The sequence below is a fragment of the Nocardiopsis tropica genome (assembly GCF_042660575.1).
GTDB lineage: Bacteria > Actinomycetota > Actinomycetes > Streptosporangiales > Streptosporangiaceae > Nocardiopsis > Nocardiopsis tropica.
Genome location: NZ_JBHSUF010000017.1, coordinates 1 through 17,182, shown reverse-complemented (window position 1 = coordinate 17,182; position 17,182 = coordinate 1). Strand labels below are relative to the sequence as shown.

General features: G+C 72.8%; 14 protein-coding genes and 1 rRNA gene. 6 read left to right on the top strand and 9 right to left on the bottom strand.

Translation table 11 applies throughout. From position 1 onward, the window contains the following. Nucleotides 1-42: 42 nt before the first annotated feature. The 5 genes from ACFQBR_RS24505 to ACFQBR_RS24485 all read right to left on the bottom strand — a co-directional run bounded on the left by ACFQBR_RS24505 (nt 43) and on the right by ACFQBR_RS24485 (nt 4,398). Entirely contained in the window at nt 43-723 is a 681-nt protein-coding gene (locus tag ACFQBR_RS24505; RefSeq protein WP_267946280.1) for an ABC transporter permease, read from the bottom strand. Next, complete coding sequence (locus tag ACFQBR_RS24500; RefSeq protein WP_267946281.1) at nt 711-1,520, bottom strand: ABC transporter permease; 810 nt, start codon at nt 1,518-1,520, stop codon at nt 711-713. Before ACFQBR_RS24500 ends, ACFQBR_RS24505 begins: the two co-directional genes overlap by 13 nt. After that, entirely contained in the window at nt 1,520-2,635 is a 1,116-nt protein-coding gene (locus ACFQBR_RS24495) for an ABC transporter ATP-binding protein (RefSeq protein WP_344178182.1), read from the bottom strand. Before ACFQBR_RS24495 ends, ACFQBR_RS24500 begins: the two co-directional genes overlap by 1 nt. 285 nt (nt 2,636-2,920) lie before the next feature. Continuing rightward, nucleotides 2,921-3,592, bottom strand: coding sequence for an HAD family hydrolase (locus ACFQBR_RS24490; protein ID WP_267946283.1), 672 nt, complete (start codon nt 3,590-3,592; stop codon nt 2,921-2,923). A 74-nt stretch (nt 3,593-3,666) separates the two neighbouring features. Continuing rightward, nucleotides 3,667-4,398 carry an NUDIX hydrolase gene (locus ACFQBR_RS24485; RefSeq protein ID WP_378554574.1) on the bottom strand — a complete coding sequence of 244 codons (732 nt, stop codon included), beginning with the start codon at nt 4,396-4,398 and terminating at the stop codon, nt 3,667-3,669. A gap of 136 nt (nt 4,399-4,534) precedes the next feature. Between ACFQBR_RS24485 and nadA the strand changes: the two genes are divergently transcribed. Further along, a complete protein-coding gene (nadA, locus tag ACFQBR_RS24480) occupies nt 4,535-5,533 on the top strand; it encodes a quinolinate synthase NadA (RefSeq protein ID WP_267946285.1) in 999 nt (332 codons plus the stop codon). A gap of 171 nt (nt 5,534-5,704) precedes the next feature. Continuing rightward, a complete protein-coding gene (locus ACFQBR_RS24475) occupies nt 5,705-7,165 on the top strand; it encodes a sigma-70 family RNA polymerase sigma factor (protein WP_344178178.1) in 1,461 nt (486 codons plus the stop codon). A 56-nt stretch (nt 7,166-7,221) separates the two neighbouring features. On the opposite strand, the gene ACFQBR_RS24470 is transcribed toward ACFQBR_RS24475, so the two are convergent. Continuing rightward, complete coding sequence (locus tag ACFQBR_RS24470) at nt 7,222-7,848, bottom strand: TetR family transcriptional regulator (RefSeq protein ID WP_344178177.1); 627 nt, start codon at nt 7,846-7,848, stop codon at nt 7,222-7,224. Between the two features lie 360 nt (nt 7,849-8,208). Here ACFQBR_RS24470 and ACFQBR_RS24465 point away from each other — a divergent pair, with 360 nt between their 5' ends. The 4 genes from ACFQBR_RS24465 to ACFQBR_RS24450 all read left to right on the top strand — a co-directional run bounded on the left by ACFQBR_RS24465 (nt 8,209) and on the right by ACFQBR_RS24450 (nt 12,614). Further along, nucleotides 8,209-9,237 carry an MBL fold metallo-hydrolase gene (locus tag ACFQBR_RS24465; RefSeq protein WP_344178174.1) on the top strand — a complete coding sequence of 343 codons (1,029 nt, stop codon included), beginning with the start codon at nt 8,209-8,211 and terminating at the stop codon, nt 9,235-9,237. Between the two features lie 171 nt (nt 9,238-9,408). Continuing rightward, the gene (locus ACFQBR_RS24460; protein WP_267946289.1) at nt 9,409-10,758 is read left to right on the top strand and encodes a glycosyltransferase family 4 protein; all 1,350 of its coding nucleotides are present in this window, start codon (nt 9,409-9,411) and stop codon (nt 10,756-10,758) included. 54 nt (nt 10,759-10,812) lie between these two features. Further along, complete coding sequence (locus tag ACFQBR_RS24455; RefSeq protein ID WP_267950491.1) at nt 10,813-11,532, top strand: class I SAM-dependent methyltransferase; 720 nt, start codon at nt 10,813-10,815, stop codon at nt 11,530-11,532. Next, complete coding sequence (locus ACFQBR_RS24450) at nt 11,532-12,614, top strand: prenyltransferase (RefSeq protein WP_344178171.1); 1,083 nt, start codon at nt 11,532-11,534, stop codon at nt 12,612-12,614. The genes ACFQBR_RS24455 and ACFQBR_RS24450 overlap by 1 nt, the downstream gene beginning before the upstream one ends. A gap of 107 nt (nt 12,615-12,721) precedes the next feature. Here the strand turns inward: ACFQBR_RS24450 and ACFQBR_RS24445 are convergent, their stop codons facing one another. The 3 genes from ACFQBR_RS24445 to rrf form a co-directional block, all read right to left on the bottom strand. Continuing rightward, nucleotides 12,722-15,955 carry a transglycosylase domain-containing protein gene (locus ACFQBR_RS24445; protein WP_378554519.1) on the bottom strand — a complete coding sequence of 1,078 codons (3,234 nt, stop codon included), beginning with the start codon at nt 15,953-15,955 and terminating at the stop codon, nt 12,722-12,724. Between the two features lie 323 nt (nt 15,956-16,278). Then, on the bottom strand, nt 16,279-16,911 hold the full coding sequence (locus ACFQBR_RS24440; protein ID WP_344178165.1) for a class I SAM-dependent methyltransferase: 633 nt from the start codon (nt 16,909-16,911) through the stop codon (nt 16,279-16,281). Nucleotides 16,912-17,097: 186 nt separating this feature from the next. Further along, nucleotides 17,098-17,182: ribosomal RNA gene (gene rrf / locus ACFQBR_RS33675) — 5S ribosomal RNA — on the bottom strand; the annotation flags it as partial.

Below are 17,182 nucleotides of genomic sequence, written 5' to 3'. Positions count from 1 at the left end.
TCTTCTCTCAGTACTGCGTCAGCATGCGGCGCCCGAGACCGCCTAGCGCGCCGACGCGGCCTCGGCGCGCAGCCCGGGTGCGACGAGCAGCAGCCGCAACCCGGCGAACAGGAGTGTGGTGAGCACCGCGAGCAGCACCACCAGCACGGAACCCCCCAGCATCATCGTCAGGTCCTGGCGGGCCTGGCCGTCGACGATGTAGCGTCCGAGCCCGCCCACGCCCACGTACGCGGCGATGGTCGCGGTGGCGACCACCTGGACCGCCGCGGTGCGCATCCCGATGAGGATGAGCGGGGCGGCCACGGGCAGTTCGAGCTTGAACAGCACCTCGCGGCCGCGCATCCCCATGCCGAACGCCGCGTCGCGCAGGCGGGGCTCCACCCCGCGCACGCCCTCGTGGGTGTTGACCAGGATCGGCGGGACGGCCAGCGCCACCAGCGCGCAGACCACGGGGACGAGCCCGATCCCGGCCGCCAGGACGATGAGGAACAGGACGCCGATGGTCGGCAGGGCGCGGGCGAAGTTGGCGAGGCTCGCGGTGAGGAACCCGCCCACGCCGGTGTGCCCGGTGAGCAGTCCCAGGGGGACGGCGATGACGGCGGAGATCAGCAGGCCGAGCAGGCAGAAGTAGACGTGCTCGGCCATGCGCGCGGGGATGCCCGCGCTCCCGGTCCACTGCGCCGGATCGGCGAACCACGCGACCAGCTCGTTCAGGATGTCCATGGCTGCCTCTCCCCCGGCGTGGTGCGTTCCCCGGCCGGGGTTCCCGACCCGGCACGCGCGGCGGCCCCGGCGGACGCGCGGGCGACCGCCCTGCGTCCCCGGCCGCTCCTCCTGTCGTCCCGGCGGGCCCAGGGGGTGAGCCCGCGCTGGGCGAGCACGAGCAGGGCGTCGGTGACGAAGGCCAGCAGGACGGTGAGCAGGACGCCGACCACGATGGGCGCGTCGAACTGGCGGCGGAACCCCTCGCTGAGGATCAGCTGGCCCAGCCCTCCCAGACCCACCAGGGAGGCGACGCTGACCATGCTGATGGTGGCGACCGAGGCCACCCGGAGGCCGGCGATGACCACCGGCACCGCCACCGGCATCTCCACGAACACCAGGCGACGCAGCGGACTGAAGCCCATCGCCACGGCGGCCTGGCGCACGTGCTCCGGCACCTGGCGGAGCCCGTCCACCACGTTGGGCAGCAGGATCACCAGCGTGTACAGGGCGAGCGGCACGACGGCCGTCCAGTCGCTGAACCCGGTGTAGGGCAGCATCAGGAAGAACAGGGCGATGGACGGCACCGCGTAGAGCACGTTGACGCCGGTCAGCACCGGCGGGTACAGCGCCTTCCAGCGCACGCACGCCAGGCCCAGCGGCACGGCCACCGCGAGTCCGATGAGGATGGACAGGTAGGCCAGCCGCATGTGCTCGGTCAGGCGGGGCAGGATCCCCCGGTCCGGCTCACCCGGGTAGCTCCAGTTAGCCACGCCCCAGTCGAGGACGCCGACCGCCCACTCCCAGGCCCCGCCCATCACTCGGCCACCGACCACAGTGCGGTGCCCAGGTCGTCCTGGGTGACCACGCCGGCCACGCGCCCGTCGGAGTCCACGCCGACGGCGCGGCCGGCCGGGGAGAGCACGGCGGCGTCGAGGGCGGCGCGCAGGGAGTCCGCGCCGACGTCGAACGTGTGGCCGTAGGGTGCGAGGTCGAGCGAGCCGAGGGCGGCCCCGGCGGGGGCACGGTCGAGCCGGTCCGCCGCGGCCCACCCCAGCGGCATGCGGTCGCCGTCGACGACCAGCACCCAGGGCTCGCCCTTGCCGCGTGCGACGGCGGCCGCCTCGGTCACCGGGGTGCCGTCGCCGAACACGACGTCCTCGCGCAGCGACAGGTCGCGTGCGGGGAAGAACGACAGCCGCCGCACGCCCCGGTCGTAGCCGACGAAGGACTCCACGAACGCGTCGCGGGGGGAGGCCAGCAGGTTCTCGGGGGTGTCGTACTGGGCGAGCCGGCCGCCGGGCCGGAAGACGGCGATGCGGTCGCCCAGGCGGACCGCCTCGTCGATGTCGTGGGTGACGAACACGATCGTCTTGTGCAGGTCGGCCTGGAGCCGCAGCAGCTCGTCCTGGAGGCTGGCGCGCACGACGGGGTCGACGGCGCTGAAGGGCTCGTCCATCAGGAGGATGGGCGGGTCCGCGGCCAGCGCGCGAGCCACGCCGACGCGCTGCTGCTGGCCCCCGGAGAGCTGGTGCGGGTAGCGCCCGGCCTGGGAGGGTTCGAGTCCGACCAGCTCCATGAGCTCGTCGGCCCGGGCCCGGGCCCGGGACCTGTTCCAGCCGAGCAGCAGGGGCACGGTCGCGATGTTGTCGCGGACGGTGCGGTGCGGGAAGAGCCCGGCCTGCTGGATGACGTAGCCGATGGATCTGCGCAGTTCGGCGGGGTCGCGGCCGCGGATGTCGTCGCCGTCGATGAGGACGGCGCCCCCGGTGGGCTCGACCATCCGGTTGATCATCCGCAGCGACGTGGTCTTGCCGCTGCCGGAGGGACCGACGAAGACCGTGGTCTGTCCGGTCTCCACGGTGAGGTCCAGGTCGTCGACGGCGACCGTGCCGTCGGGGTAGAGCTTGGCAGCGCCCTCGAATGTGATCATCGGCCGGGCTGTCTCCGTTCGGGGACCGGGGTGGTGGTGAGACGGCGGTGAGCAGGCCGTCCGCACGTTACCCGTGTGCAGGTGGATCAAACGGTATGGTCTCGGCCGTGACCCGACCGGGACCTCGTGTCCGCGGCGGGTGGCGTCGGCGGCGGGGCAGGGCGTCGCCGTCCCGGACGCGGCCGGGCCCGGGGGCGCCGGCGGGGCCTTCCGGGTCCGGACACGCGAACGGGCCGGGCCCGTTCGTGGGCCCGGCCCGTGGGCCGGTTCCGCGGTGGTGGCGGCTCAGTCCTGAGCGGCGATCCACGCGGCGAGCTGGTACAGGTCGTCCAGGACGGCGTCGGCCCGGGCCGCGTCGTCCATGGCCGAGTGGCGGTAGCCGTAGATGCCGCGGCGGAGCAGGACCGCGCGCATCCCGGCCTTGAGCGCGGGGACGACGTCGTTGTCGACGCGGTCCCCGACGTAGAGGATCTCGCCGGGCGTGATCCCGGGGCGGCTCCGGCCGGCGAGCTCGACGACCCGGTCGAAGAACTCGGGGGCGGGCTTGGCGACGCCCCAGTCGTCGGAGATGCCGATGCCGTCCACGCCCAGGTCCATGGCGGCCAGGGCGGGTCCGGCCTCGGGCGGCTGGTTGCCCGCGACGACCAGGGAGAGCCCGGCGTCGCGCATGGTCGCGAAGGCCGGGCGCACGTCGGGGTAGAGGTCGCGCACGCCGAAGTGCTCGCGCTCGCCGCCGGGGTCCTCCGCCCGCCACCGGGCGCTCTCCCGCGCCAGGTCGAACCCGGGCACGAGGAGCCGGAAGCCCTCGGTGAGGGTCCCGCCCGAGGCGATGACACCGCCGATGGTGCCGAAGAACGCCATGTGCGGGATGCCGAAGCGGTCGGCCCAGCGCGCGAAGATGCGCGTCTCGTCGACGAGCGTCTCTCCGACGTCGAACACCACGGTACGAATTGTCACGGTCAGGGAGTCTACAAGCACCCCTGTACCGTTCCGGGGGCGGACGGGGCCGGTGACCGTCCTCGGGACCCCGGTCAGCCGGGCGGTCGCAGCACGGCGAACGCGTCGGTGATCTCCAATCCCCGTGTGCGGAAGCGGAAGAGGGCCGCGGGGCGCCCGCCCGAGCGTCCTGAGGGCACGGAGCGGCCGGTCTCCTCGATCTGCCCGCGCCGCAGCAGGACCCGGCGCAGGTTGGTGGCCGCCACGTCGTGCCCGAGGGCCGCCCGGTAGTAGCCCGACAGCTCCGACATCGTGAACTCGGGCGGGGCGAGCGCGAACCCGACATTGGTGTAGCTGAGCTTGGCGCGCAGCCGGTGGTGGCCGGAGCGGACGATGGACGCGTGGTCGAACGCCATCGGGGGCAGGAGCGCGGCGGGGTGCCAGCCGGTGTCGGCCGGCACGACCGGGTCGATGTTCGCGGGCACGAGCCCGAGGTAGGCCGTGGCCAGGGTGCGGCGCTGGGGGTGGCGGTCGGGGTCGCTGCGCGTCTCCAGCTGCTCCAGGTGGGAGAGGTCGCGCACGTCCACCTTCTGGGCGAGCTGGCGCCGGATGGAGGCGCCGAGGCTCTCACCCGCCCCGAGCCGCCCGCCGGGAAGGGCCCACTCCCCCTCGCACGGGGGGAGGGCCCTGCGCCACAGGAGGACGCACAGTTCTCCCGCGCGGATCTGGAGGACGACGGCGAGCGCCTCGTGCGCCGACAGCACCGCGTGGTCCGCCTCGCCGCAGACGGAGGCCCTGACCTGTCCGTTTGCTTCCGGGTTGTCCACCCTGTCCCTTCCGTTCCTCGTCATGTTAAGCTGCACCAGGTTTGTGCCTGACAGACGAAAACCTGTTCATCCGCATCGACCTCTCACGGCACGGAGTCCGTACGACGTGCCCACAGCCCCAAGGAAGTAGTTGGACATGGCACCGGTCACCGCCACGGCGGACACCATGACCAGGCAGGAATGGGCCACCGAGGTCCGCCGCCTGGCAGAGGAGCGCGACGCTGTCATCCTCGCGCACAACTACCAGCGCCCGGAAATCCAGGACGTGGCGCACTACACCGGTGACTCCCTCGCGCTGTCCCGCCTGGCCGCCACCGTGGACGCCGGGACCATCGTCTTCTGCGGCGTGCACTTCATGGCCGAGACCGCGAAGATCCTCGCCCCGGAGAAGACCGTCCTCCTCCCGGACCCCGCCGCGGGATGCTCGCTCGCCGACACCGTCACCGCCGCGGACGTGCGCGCCTGGAAGGCCGAGCACCCCGACGCGGTCGTCGTCGCGTACGTCAACACCACCGCGGCGGTCAAGGCCGAGACGGACATCTGCTGCACGTCCTCCAACGCCGCCGACGTCATCCGGTCCATCCCGGAGGACCGCGAGATCCTGTTCCTCCCGGACCAGTTCCTCGGCGCCCACGTCAAGAGGGTCACCGGTCGCGAGAACATCCACATCTGGATGGGCGAGTGCCACGTGCACGCGGGGATCGACGGCCACACCCTGCGCGAGCGGGTCGCCGCCGAACCCGACGCCGAGGTGTACGTCCACCCCGAGTGCGGCTGCGCCACCTCCGCCCTCTACCTCGTGGGCAGCGGCGCCGTCCCCCAGGAGCGCGTGAAGGTCCTCTCCACCGGCGGCATGCTGACCGCGGCCGAGAACACCACCGCCAAGAAGGTGCTGATCGCGACCGAGACCGGCATGCTGCACCAGCTGCGCGGGGTCAACCCGACCACCGAGTTCGAGGCGGTCAACTCCCGCGCCGAGTGCCACTACATGAAGATGATCGACGCCGACAAGCTGCTCGGCTCCCTCCGCCACGGCACCACGGAGATCACGGTCGACGCCGACACGGCCGAGCGCGCACGGCGCTCCGTCGAGCGCATGGTCGCGATCGGCTCGCCCTCCCGGGGCGGCGAGTAGCACCGGCCCCGCCCCCCTCCGGCCGGCCGGGTCCGGTCCGCCCCTGCGGCCGCTCCCGGCCGGCCACGGAAATTCGGGTAACAGAACTCTTACCTTCGGGACACAGCTGTCTCTTTATCTCCACGCCGCTCCCCTCCCCTCGCTACCGTCACGGTTGAGCGGGGGAGAATCGTGACCAGAGATGGCGAAACAGGCGAACCAGCACGGACGGCGATCGAGGCGCTCTACGACGCCTTCGCCCCACCCCTGTACAGGTACGCCTGGGCGCTCCTGGGAGACGGTCCGGAGCAGGTCTCCGATGCCGTGCACGACGGGCTGGTGGCGGGCGTCGTCCTCGACGCGCGCCGCTCCGACCCCGCCGACCGGGGCCCCTGGCTGTACGCCCTGGTCCGCTCCGCCTGCCAGCGGCGCGGCCTGGCCCACGTCAGCCCCTACACCGGCCTGGCCACGGTGCCCGCCGAGGCCCCGGTCGCCCGCATGTTCGCCGGGCTGCCCGCCAGCCACCGCGAACTGGTCGAGCTGCACCTGCGGCACGCGCTGCCCACCTCGGCGACCGCCCGCGTCCTGGGCCTGGACCCCGCGATCTGCGGTGAGCTGACCCGCTCCGCGATCCGCCGCGCGGCCGAGTGCCTGGCGGAGGAGACCGGCGGATCCGCCCCCGCCGACCGGGGGGAGGCCCCTCCCGAGGGGACCCGGGCCGGGGAGGCCCTGCCCGATGCCCCCGGGGGGATCGGCTCCCCCGGCTCCGCGGCGTGGCGCGCCCAGGTCCACGAGGTCTCCTCCGCCCTCGCGCTGCTGCGCCCGCCCGGTCCGCCGCCCGGCCTCCGCGAGCGGGTGCTCCTCACCTGCCTCGACCCCGGGTCCTCCGGCGTCCGCGACCGGATCGCCGCCCAGATGCACCCGCTCACCGGCGAGGGCTACCCCCTGCACCGGTCCCGCGTGCCGGGAGAGCCCGAAGAGGTCCCGGAGGCCTTCGAGCCCGGCCCCGAACCCCTCCCCCGGGCCCTGCCCGGAGACCGCCTGACCACCGCGGACCACCCGGCGCACGAGGAGGGGGCGACCCCGCTCCCCGGTCCGCGCCCGGAACAGGACGACGAGGGGGCGCGGCGCCGCCGGGCCGACCACCGCCGCTGGTCGCTGCCCGCCGTCTCCGGCCTGGCCACGGTCGCGGTGGCGGTCTCCCTGTGGGCGTGGGCGAGTGCCGTGGGCGGCCCCTCCACGATGATCGGCACGGCCCCCGCCGAGGCCGAACGCGGTCCCGGCGCCTCGGACGTGGAGACCGCCTCGACCGCCTCCGACGCCAAACCCGAGGCCGGCCCCACCGGCCCGGACTCCGAGCCGACCGCTCCCGCCTCCCCCGAGGCCCCGGGGAAGCCCGGGGACGACGCTCCCGGGGAGGAGGCCTCCGGGGAGGGCACACCGGACGGGGGCGCCGCGCCCGCGCCGTCGGCCGGGGAGCAGAGCCCGCCCGCCGACGGCGGACCGGACGACGACCCCGACGGCTCGGACAGGGACGGCTCCGGGGACGACGACGCCCCCGGCGACCCGTCCGAGGAGGACGGGTCCGACGACGGGGGCGGTGGCGGTGGTCTGTTCGACGGGCTGCTGGGGCTGCTCTTCGGCGGTGGCTGACGCCGGGGCGCCCCGACCTCCCGCGCGGCCGTCGCGGCCGGACGTCTACGCGGGTGTCAGAAGGCGACGAGGAGGTGCTCGGCCGCGGTCCGCAGCCTCCGCTCGACCTCGTCGACGTCGCGCCGCCCCTTGAGGACCTCGACCAGCTCGAAGATCCACACGCTGGTGAGCGAGCCGACCAGGACGTACCCGGCGCCGGTCCGGTCGACCCCGGCGGCGGGGTCCTCCTCCGGCGGGGCGGTTCCGGCGCCCTCCAGGTTGCCGGTGGCCACCCGCCACACCAGGTCGGAGATGCGCACGTCCAGCTCGATCTTGACCTCGGCCATGATGAGCGACCGGATGAGCGCGTCGGCGAGCTCGGGCTCGCGCATCAGCCCGCGGGTGGCGCGCAGCAGGACGTCGACGGCGCGCTCGGCCGGGGAGTCGGCCGTGGGCGGCCGGCGGACGATCCCGCCCTCCAACAGGTCGAGCTCCTCGGTGACCACGGCGACCACGAGGTCCATCTTGGAGGGGAAGTACCTGTACAGGGTGCCGAGGGCGACCCCGGCCCGCTCGGCGACCGACCGCATCTGCATGGCCTCGACGCCACCGCGCACGGCGAGCGCGGCCGCCGTCTGCACGATGCGCTTTCGGCGCTGGGTCTGACTTCGCGACATGGTTCCGCTCGGCGCCTGCACCGCCACAGGATCTCTCCCATTCGTCGTCAGTCCGCGCGCTGCCCGCTCGCCACGGCGCTGAGGGCCAGGACTCGGCCGAGGCTCCTGTGAACCCCGACCGTACGAGAACACGTTATCCAACGGTTTCCCTCCCGCGCAGTTCTTCACGCCCATGATCCACACCTCATCGCACGACGTAGCAGTAGCAATACGAAGAGGACGCCAGGCTTTTCGGATATCCCGTCCAAGCTTTATAGAATATGTTCTATTTAGGGGGCTCGCTTGGCCCCCGCCCCCTATGCCCCACCCGGCCCCCTCCGGCCGCGGCCCCGGAACGACCACATCCTAGAATCGAACCGGATTCGGTTTCTAGTGAGAGGTCGCCCCATGCCTGACGTGCCCCCCGTCGAGGACCTCGGGGACGGGGTGTGGAGCCTTCCGGTGCCCATCCCCGGCAACCCCCTCGGCTTCACCTACGTCTACGTCCTGACCGGCCCGGACGGCCCCGTCCTCGTCGACACCGGCTGGGACCACGACGAGTCGTGGGAGGCGCTCGTCCAGGGCCTCGGGCGGACCGGGCACGCGGTGGAGGAGGTCCGGGGAGCGGTCCTCACCCACTTCCACCCCGACCACTCCGGCCTGGCCGGCCGCCTTCGCGAGGCCTCCGACGCCTGGATCGCCATGCACCCGGCCGACATCGCCGTGACCGAACACCTGGGCTCCGTCCCCGCGGAGACCCGCCGCGCCTCGATCGCCGACCAGCTGCGCCGCTCGGGCTTCCCCGACGAGGACGTCCGGACCCTCCTGGACGGACCGCGGCCGTTCACGCCCTCCGCCGTGCCCGACCTCGCCCTGGAGGACGGCGCCGCCGTCGACCTCCCCGGCCGCGACCTGCGCGCGGTGTGGACCCCCGGCCACACCCCCGGACACCTGTGCCTGCACCTGGCCGACGGCGGCAGGCTGTTCACGGGGGACCACGTCCTGCCCCGCATCACGCCGCACGTGGGCCGGTTCCCGCTCCTGTCCGACACGGGCGACCCCCTCGGCGCCTTCCTCGACTCCCAGGCGCGCATGGGAAGGCTCCCCGACGCCGACCGGCTGGTGTGCCTTCCCTCACACGAGAGCCGCTTCACCGGACTCACCGCCCGCTCGGAGGAGATCACCGCCCACCACGAGCAGCGCCTGGACGAGATGGCCGCGCTCCTCTCCGAGGGTCCCGCCACGCTGTGGGAGGTCACCTCCCGCCTCGCGTGGAAGCGGCCCTGGACCGGCATGCGCGTCCAGGCACGCCACATGGCCGCCGCCGAGACCGCCGCCCACCTGCGGCTCCTCGAAGCGCGCGGTCTCGCACACCGTTCCGAGAAGGACGGCCTGCCACGCTGGGTCGCCGTCGCCCCGGCACGGCGCCCGGCATAGGATCCCTTACCAACCGGCCCGACGCCGCCGCCGACCCAACTGCCGAGTAACATATGGGGCGCTCATGCCCGTCACCGGCGAACACGCGCGTCCGCGACGGCGACCACCCCGCCCACACACCGGCGGCACGCAGCGGCGAGCGGGCCAGCGACCCAACGAAGAGGTGGACTCTTGACCCAGCCGGGCAACAACACGGGACCGGGCCCACGGCCGTCCGCCGAGCGCCCCCTCCGCGTCGCCCTGCTGTCCTACCGCAGCAAGCAGCACGTGGGAGGACAGGGCGTGTACGTCCGCCACCTGTCGCGGGAGCTGGCCGCCCTGGGCCACGAGGTCACCGTCTTCTCCGGCCAGCCCTACCCGGTCCTGGACGAGGGCGTCACCCTGGAGAAGATCCCCTCCCTGGACCTCTACAACGACGCCAACCCGTTCGTCGCCCCGCCCGTGCGCGAATGGCGCGACTGGATCGACGTCCTGGAGGTCGCCACCATGTGGACCGCCGGATTCCCCGAACCCCTCACGTACTCCCTGCGCGCCAACCGCGAACTGCGCCGGCGACTGGACGAGTTCGACGTCGTCCACGACAACCAGACACTGGGCTGGGGCCTGCTCGGCATCAAGTCCGCCGGCCTCCCCCTGGTCACCACCATCCACCACCCCATCAGCGTGGACCGCAGGATCGAACTGGAGGAGGCCAAGGGCCTCCAGAAGCTCTCCAAGCGCCGCTGGTACGGGTTCGTGGGGATGCAGGCCCGCGTCGCCCGCAGACTCGACCCCATCCTCGTCCCCTCCCGGTCCTCGGCGGAGGACATCGCCAGGGAGTTCGGGGTCGACCCCGCGGCCATGGAGGTCACCCCCCTCGGCGTGGACACCCGCTACTTCCACCCGCGCCCCGAGCTGGAGCGCGTCCCCGGCCGCATCGTGTGCACGGCCAGCGCCGACAGCCCGCTCAAGGGCGTGGCGGTCCTCCTGCGCGCCGTGTCCAAGCTCGCCACCGAACGCGACGTCTCCCTGACCGTCGTCAGCCGACCCCGGCCGGGCGGCCCCACCGACCGGCTGGTGGACGAGCTGAGCCTGCGCGACCGCGTCGAGTTCGTCAGCGGCATCGACGACACGGAGCTGGCCGAGCTGATCGCGAGCGCCCAGGTCGCCGTCGTCCCGTCCTTCTACGAGGGCTTCTCCCTGCCCGCCGTGGAGGCCATGGCCTGCGGCACCCCCCTGGTCGCCAGCCACGCCGGGGCGCTGCCCGAGGTCGTGGGAACCGACGGCGACGCCGGACGGCTCGTCCCCCCGGGAGACCCGGAGGTCCTGGCGGACGCGATCGCCGCCCTGCTCGACGACGGCGCCGAGCGCGGGCGCATGGGCGCCGCCGCCTGGCAGCGCGTCCAGGAGCGCTTCACCTGGCGTGCGGTCGCCGAGCTGACCGCGCGGAGGTACGCCTCCACCATCGACCTCGTCAGGGGCGGCCGCCCCGCCGACGACACCCGTCCCGCGCCCGCGCGGGCCCGCGCGAACGGCGCCTGACCCGGCGGGCCGCGCGCACCACCACCCGCGTCCGCACCACCTAGGGAGCCTCCACTGATCACCGTCGACTTCAACCTGTTCCCCGTCGGACCGGGCGACCGCGTTCTCGACCTGGGCTGCGGCGGCGGCCGGCACGCCTTCGAGGCCTACCGCCGCGGGGCCGACGTCGTGGCCTTCGACCAGAACGTCGGCGACCTCGCCGAGGTCGAGACGATGTTCGCGGCGATGCGCCACGAGGGGGAGGCCCCCGAGGAGGCCAGTGCCGAGACCGTCAAGGGCGACGCCCTCGACATGCCCTTCGACGACGACAGCTTCGACCGGGTGGTCGCTGCCGAGATCTTCGAGCACATCCCGCACGACACCGCCGGGATGAAGGAGCTGTTCCGGGTGCTGAGACCGGGTGGGATCGCCGCGGTGACGGTTCCGAGCTTCCTGCCCGAACGCCTCTGCTGGGCCCTCTCGGAGCAGTACCACACCAACGAGGGCGGGCACATCCGCATCTACACGCGCGCCGAGCTGGAGGCCAAGCTCAAGGCCACCGGGTTCGAGATCGGCCCGCACCACCACGCGCACGCCCTGCACGCACCGTACTGGTGGATCAAGTGCGCGGTGGGCACGGACAACGACGACCACCCCCTCGCCAAGGCCTACCACGACATGCTGGTGTGGGACATGCTCCAGGCCCCGAAGGTGACCCGGATCGCCGAACGCCTCCTCAACCCGGTCATCGGCAAGAGCGTGGTCGTGTACGTGCGCAAGCCGCACGCCGCCTGATGGCCGCCCCGCCCGCCACCGCACCCGCCCCGGAAGGAACCCTGCGCCTGCCCGGCGTGCTCAGCACCGAGCAGCTGCACCGCTCCGCCCACTACCTGGCGCGGAGCCAGGAGGAGGACGGCGCGATCCCCTGGTTCCCCGGGGGCCACACCGACGTGTGGGACCACGTGGAGTGCGCCATGGCGCTGACCGTCACCGGGCTGAGCGTGCCCGAGCACGGTGAGGCCGCGAGACGCGCCTACCTGTGGCTGGAGCGGACCCGCCACCCGGAGGGCGGCTGGCCCGCCAAGTTCCGGCAGGGCGTACCGGTCACGGAACTGCGCGAGGCCAACCACGCCGCCTACCCCGCGGTGGGCCTGTTCCACCACCTGCTCGTCACCGGCGACACCGGGTTCGCCGAACGGACCTGGCCCGTGGTCGAGAGCGGCCTGGAGTTCGTCCTCGGGCTGCGCGGCGAGCACGGCGAGATCCTGTGGGCGCGCTCGGAGGACGGTTCGCCGGGCGACCACGCCCTGCTGACGGTGTGCGCGAGCGTGCACCACGCCCTCCGGTGCGGCGTCGCCCTGGGCGCGCGCCTGGGCCGCGACCGGCCCGAGTGGTCGGCCGCGGCCGACCGGCTGGCGACACTGATCAACGAGCGGGAGGACCTGTTCTCCGACCGCAGCAGGTTCTCCATGGACTGGTTCTACCCCGTCCTGGGCGGGGCCGTCCGCGGTGCCGCCGCCAAGGAACGCATCGGGGAGCGCTGGGACACCTTCGTCATGCCGGGGCTGGGGGTGCGCTGCGTGAGCGACCAGCCGTGGGTGACCGCGGCCGAGTCGTCGGAGCTGGTGCTCACCCTGGCCGCCGTGGGTGACGTCGAGGGGGGAGTCCGCGTCATGCGGGACGTGCAGCACCTGCGCGACCCCGACGACGGGGTCTACTGGACCGGCTACCAGTTCGCCGAGCAGGTGCGCTGGCCCGTGGAGCGCAGCACGTGGACGTCGGCCGCCGTGATCCTGGCGGTGGACGCCCTCACCGGGACCACGCCGGGGTCCCGGGTCTTCCTTCACACCTGGGACGAGGAGCCCGCGGTCCGGTAGCGGAACCGCGCCCGGCCCGCGTCCGCGTACGGACGGGGAGGGCGGAACAGGCACAGCCCCGGCGGTATCCACCGCCGGGGCTGTGCCTGTTCCGGGCCTTCGCTCCGCTAGGGGACGCCCCACTCCTCGGACCGGCGCGTCTCCTCACCCCCACCCGGCGGCGGGACCTCGCCCCCTCCGCCCGGGTCCGGCTGCTCCGGGATCCCCGGCTGCTCCGGGTCCGTCGGCACCTCGGGCTGCTCCGGGATCCCCGGCTCGACCGGGTCCGTCGGCACCTCGGGGTCGGCGGGCTGCTCCGGCTGCTCCTCGCCCTGCGGGGGAGCCTCCGGCTCCTGGGTGGACGGGTCCGGGGCCCAGTACTGCGTGGATCCGGCGAAGGCCGGCTCCGGGAACTGGACCACCTCGCGCCCCTCCATCGCCCTGCGCATGTAGTCGCGCCAGATGGGCGCGGCCACACCGCCGCCGGAGATGTCGTACCCGGGGATGCTGAAGCTCTGGTTGTTCTGGTTGTAGACGCCCACGGCCGTGGACAGCTGCGACGTGTACCCGACGAACCAGGCCGCGACGCTGTTGTCGGTGGTACCGGTCTTGCCCGCCGCCGGGTGCGTGTAGAAGTTGGCGGACGAACCCGTGCCCCCCTCGATCACCTGCCGGAGCGCATGGGTGACGTCGGCCGCGGTGGACTCCTCCAGCGCCCGGGTGCTCTCGACCTCGGGGCGCAGGTCCTCGCCCTCGGTGTCGATGATCTCCTTGACCACGTGCGCCTCGACGTGCTCCCCGCCGTTGGCGAAGGTCGCGTACCCGCTGGCCTGGTCGACCGGGCGGACCGTGGAGACGCCCAGGGCCATGGTGGGCACGAGCTGGTTGTCGAGGATGCTCCCGTCGGGGAGCCCCGCCGCGTAGGCGGTGTCCCGGACGTTCTCGTAGCCGGTCTCCATCGTCAGCTCGATGTAGCCGAGGTTGTTGGAGACCCGGGTGGCCTGGACCAGGTCCATGGGGCCGCCCGGCGCGTTGCCGGCGTTCTGGATCGTGGAGCCGGCGATGCTGCGTGGGCCGCTGCCGTTCACGATGCTGCGGAGGCTGTACCCCTCCTCCAGCGCGGTGGCCAGCACGTAGGGCTTGAACGCCGATCCGGCCTGCGCCCCGCCCAGGAGCGCGCTGTCGTACTGGTTCTCGTAGTAGTCGTGGCCGCCGTAGAAGGCCAGGACCTCGCCCGTGGCCGGGTCGATCGTGGTCAGGCCGACGTTGACGCCCTCGGGCAGGGCCTCCGGGGGGATCGACGCCTCGACCGTCTCGTAGGCGGCCTCCATCAGGTCCTCGTCGAAGGTCGTGACGATGGAGTAGCCCTGGCGGTTGATCTGGTCCTCGGTGTAGCCGAGGTCGGCCATCTCCCGCATCACGGCCTCGTACATGTACCCCCGGTACCCGCTGAGGTCGGTGCCCTCCAGGGGCTTCTCCGGCTCGGGGGCGGGGAACTCCATCGCGTCGGCCTCGGCCTGGGTGATGGCCTCCGTGGTGACCAGGCCGTTGACGACGTAGCGCCAGCGCTGCTCCATCTCGGGGGTGGTCTCCACGTCGGCCTCGCCGAACGGCGTCGGCTGCTGGATCGCCGCGGCCAGGAACGCCGCCTCCTCGGGCGTGAGCTCGTCGACGTCCTTGTGGTAGTACGCCTGGGCCGCCGCCTGGATGCCGTACGCGTTGCGTCCGAAGTAGATGGTGTTGAGGTACTGCTCCATCACCCACTCCTTGGACTCGCTCTGGTCGACCTTGATGGAGATGATGATCTCCTGGATCTTCCGGGAGACCGTCTGCTCCAGTGACACGCCCTCGTAGTAGTTGCGGACCATCTGCTGGGTGATCGTGGAGCCGCCCTGGACCTGCTGCCCGGTGACGGTGGACCACACGGCCCGCGTCGTCCCCCGGATCGAGACCCCGGGCTCCTCCCAGAAGCCGCGGTCCTCGGCGGAGATGACGGCCTCCACGATGTGGTCGCCGCCGGCCACCATCTCGTCATAGGTGACGGGTTCGCGGTCGGTGCCCCGGTACGCGAACTCCGTCTCGCCGTCGGCGAAGTAGAAGGTCGACCCCTGTTCGAGCGCGTCGGCCTTGGCCGCGTCGGGCACCTCCACCGTGGTGTAGAAGAACGCGAACACGGCGGCGCCGAGGACCACGAACAGGCCCGTGACGATGAGGAAGACCCGGAGGATCCGCCACCACAGGGGCTTCTTGGCCTTCTCGCCCTTGGCCGCCTTCGGGTCTCCGGGGCCCTTGGGGCCGCCAGGTCCCGTACCGCCGGGCCCAGCGGGGCCCTTGGGGCCCCCGGGACCGTTGGAACCGCCCTTGCCGCCCGAACCGTGCGCGGCCGAGGCCCCGGTGGGCTCCTGGCCGCCGGACCGTCCCCCGGGCGCCTCGCCCGGGGCGCCGGCGGCGGCCGCGGCGGCACCCGCGGCGCCGAGTGCGCCGACGCCCTCCACGGCGGAGGACTCGTCGGTCACGTAGTCCGAGAGGCGGCGCGGCGCGGGCCAGAGCGCGGCGGTCTCGGCGGCGGAGGACTCGTCGATCCTCTCCGCCTCGGCCTTGTCCGGAGCGACGGCTCCGGGCGCCGGGAGCTCGTCCCCGTACAGGGGCGCCGACTCCGCGGCGGACACACGGTCCGCGGGCCACGAAGCGCGGGGTCCGGGGTCCCCGGCGACGACCACGGCGTCGGCGGACTCCCCGCCGTCGGCCCCGGCCGCACTGTCGGTCGCGCCGTCGGCCGCGTCCTGCGGCACGGGGAAGGCCTCGGTCCTCGGGGTGGGACCCTCCTCCGCGTCTTCCTGGGCGGCCTCGGAGGACACGGTGCGAACGTCCCGGGAAGTGGGGGCCTCCCCGGCGTCGACCGCGTCATCCGTCTCCGGCGCGTCCTCGCCCGAGGCGTCGACCGCGTGCGCGGTACCCCCGCCCGGGGACGACGGGCTCCGGTCGGAGCCGTCTTCGCCTGTCCCGGCGGACGAGGACCCCTCCATCAGGTCGGGATCGTCGTAACCCTGCTCGGCGAGGGTCTGCGCGACCCGCTCCCGGAAGAACGTGCCGCTGGTCTTGAAGGTGATCGGGCTGATGAACTCCGGCTCCGGCTGCTCGCCCGTTCCGCCCTGCGCCTCGTCGGCGTCGTCGGGGGACTCGGTCTCGCCACCCCGTGCGGCGGGCGCGCCACTCTCAGAAATGTTCTTGCTGGACAGCTCTTCGGCAGAGGTGTCTTTTACTTCCGGCGTGTGCTTCTCGGGACGCTGTCCATCCGCCCCGCCTTCGCCGTGTGTGCTCTCGCTCAGCTCCCCGCCCCCATGGCAAATCACGTCCGGCACCGTGCCGTCCTTGTGTTTGACGCGCGAGTGCCCCTGATCGTTCAGTTCGAGTCAGGACTGAAGCGGTAATGAGGGGAATAACGCCACCATCGCTCCGCCCTCCACGCAACGATACCCGCCCGTAACCAGGTCGAGGTCGAATCCGTTACGGCGCTGTCACTTCTTACCGAGGGCTTACCCTCGCCAAGCGTGTTTCGGGCCAGTTGTTGAATGCCTCACTTTCTCATGTCCGCGACAGTTCCGCGCACTCCGGGAACCACGCCACCTCCGCGGCGCGGGCGGTGTCCCCGGAGCACGCCCCCGTACGGGGCACGGGAGAGCGGTCAGGCGACGCGTTCGAGGACGCGCATCGACCCGAGGGCGCGCACCTCCTCGAACCTTCCGGACTCCAGCGCCCTGAGGTAGATGTTGTGCGGCGGACGTCCGCCGTCCGCGGGGTCGGGGAACACGTCGTGGATGACGAGGGCCCCGCCCACGGCGACGTGGGGGCTCCAGCCGGCGTAGTCGTTCTGCGCGGCCTCCTCGCTGTGCCCGCCGTCGATGAAGACCATCCCGAGCGGAGTCCCCCACACGGCGGCGACCTCGGAGGACCGGCCGACGATCGCGATGACCTCGTCGTCCAGGCCGGCGCGGGTCATCGTGCGGCGGAAGTGCGGAAGGGTGTCGAACCTGCCGGTCTGCGCGTCCACGAGCGAGGCGTCGTGGTACTCCCAGCCCTCCTGGTGCTCCTCCGAGCCCCTGTGGTGGTCCACCGTCAGGACCTTCGTGCCCGTGGCGCGTGCGGCCGCCCCGAGGAAGATCGTGGACTTGCCGCAGTACGTGCCGATCTCCACGACGGGGCCGACGGCGGAGTACCGGACCGCCGTCTCGAAGAGGAGCGTGCCCTCGTCGGTGGGCATGAAGCCCTTGGCTTCCTCTGCGGCGGCCAGGAGGTCCGCGGGGATTGTCTTCGTCATACGGGAATTCTCCCACCGGTGGAAACGGGCAGGCCCTCCTGCCTCCCGGAAACGCAGAAGCACACAGGAAGAACACAAAGGCCGGTCCCTCTCCGACACATCCGGCCGCTCTTTTCACAAACGCACAAGCATGGGCACAAAAAAGGAGGGGGCCGCCCACAAGGCAACCCCCTCCCCCACAAAAAACCGTGGCAGCGACCTACTCTCCCACCCCACCACAGGGCAGTACCATCAGCGCAAGGAGACTTAACGACCGGGTTCGGAAAGAGAC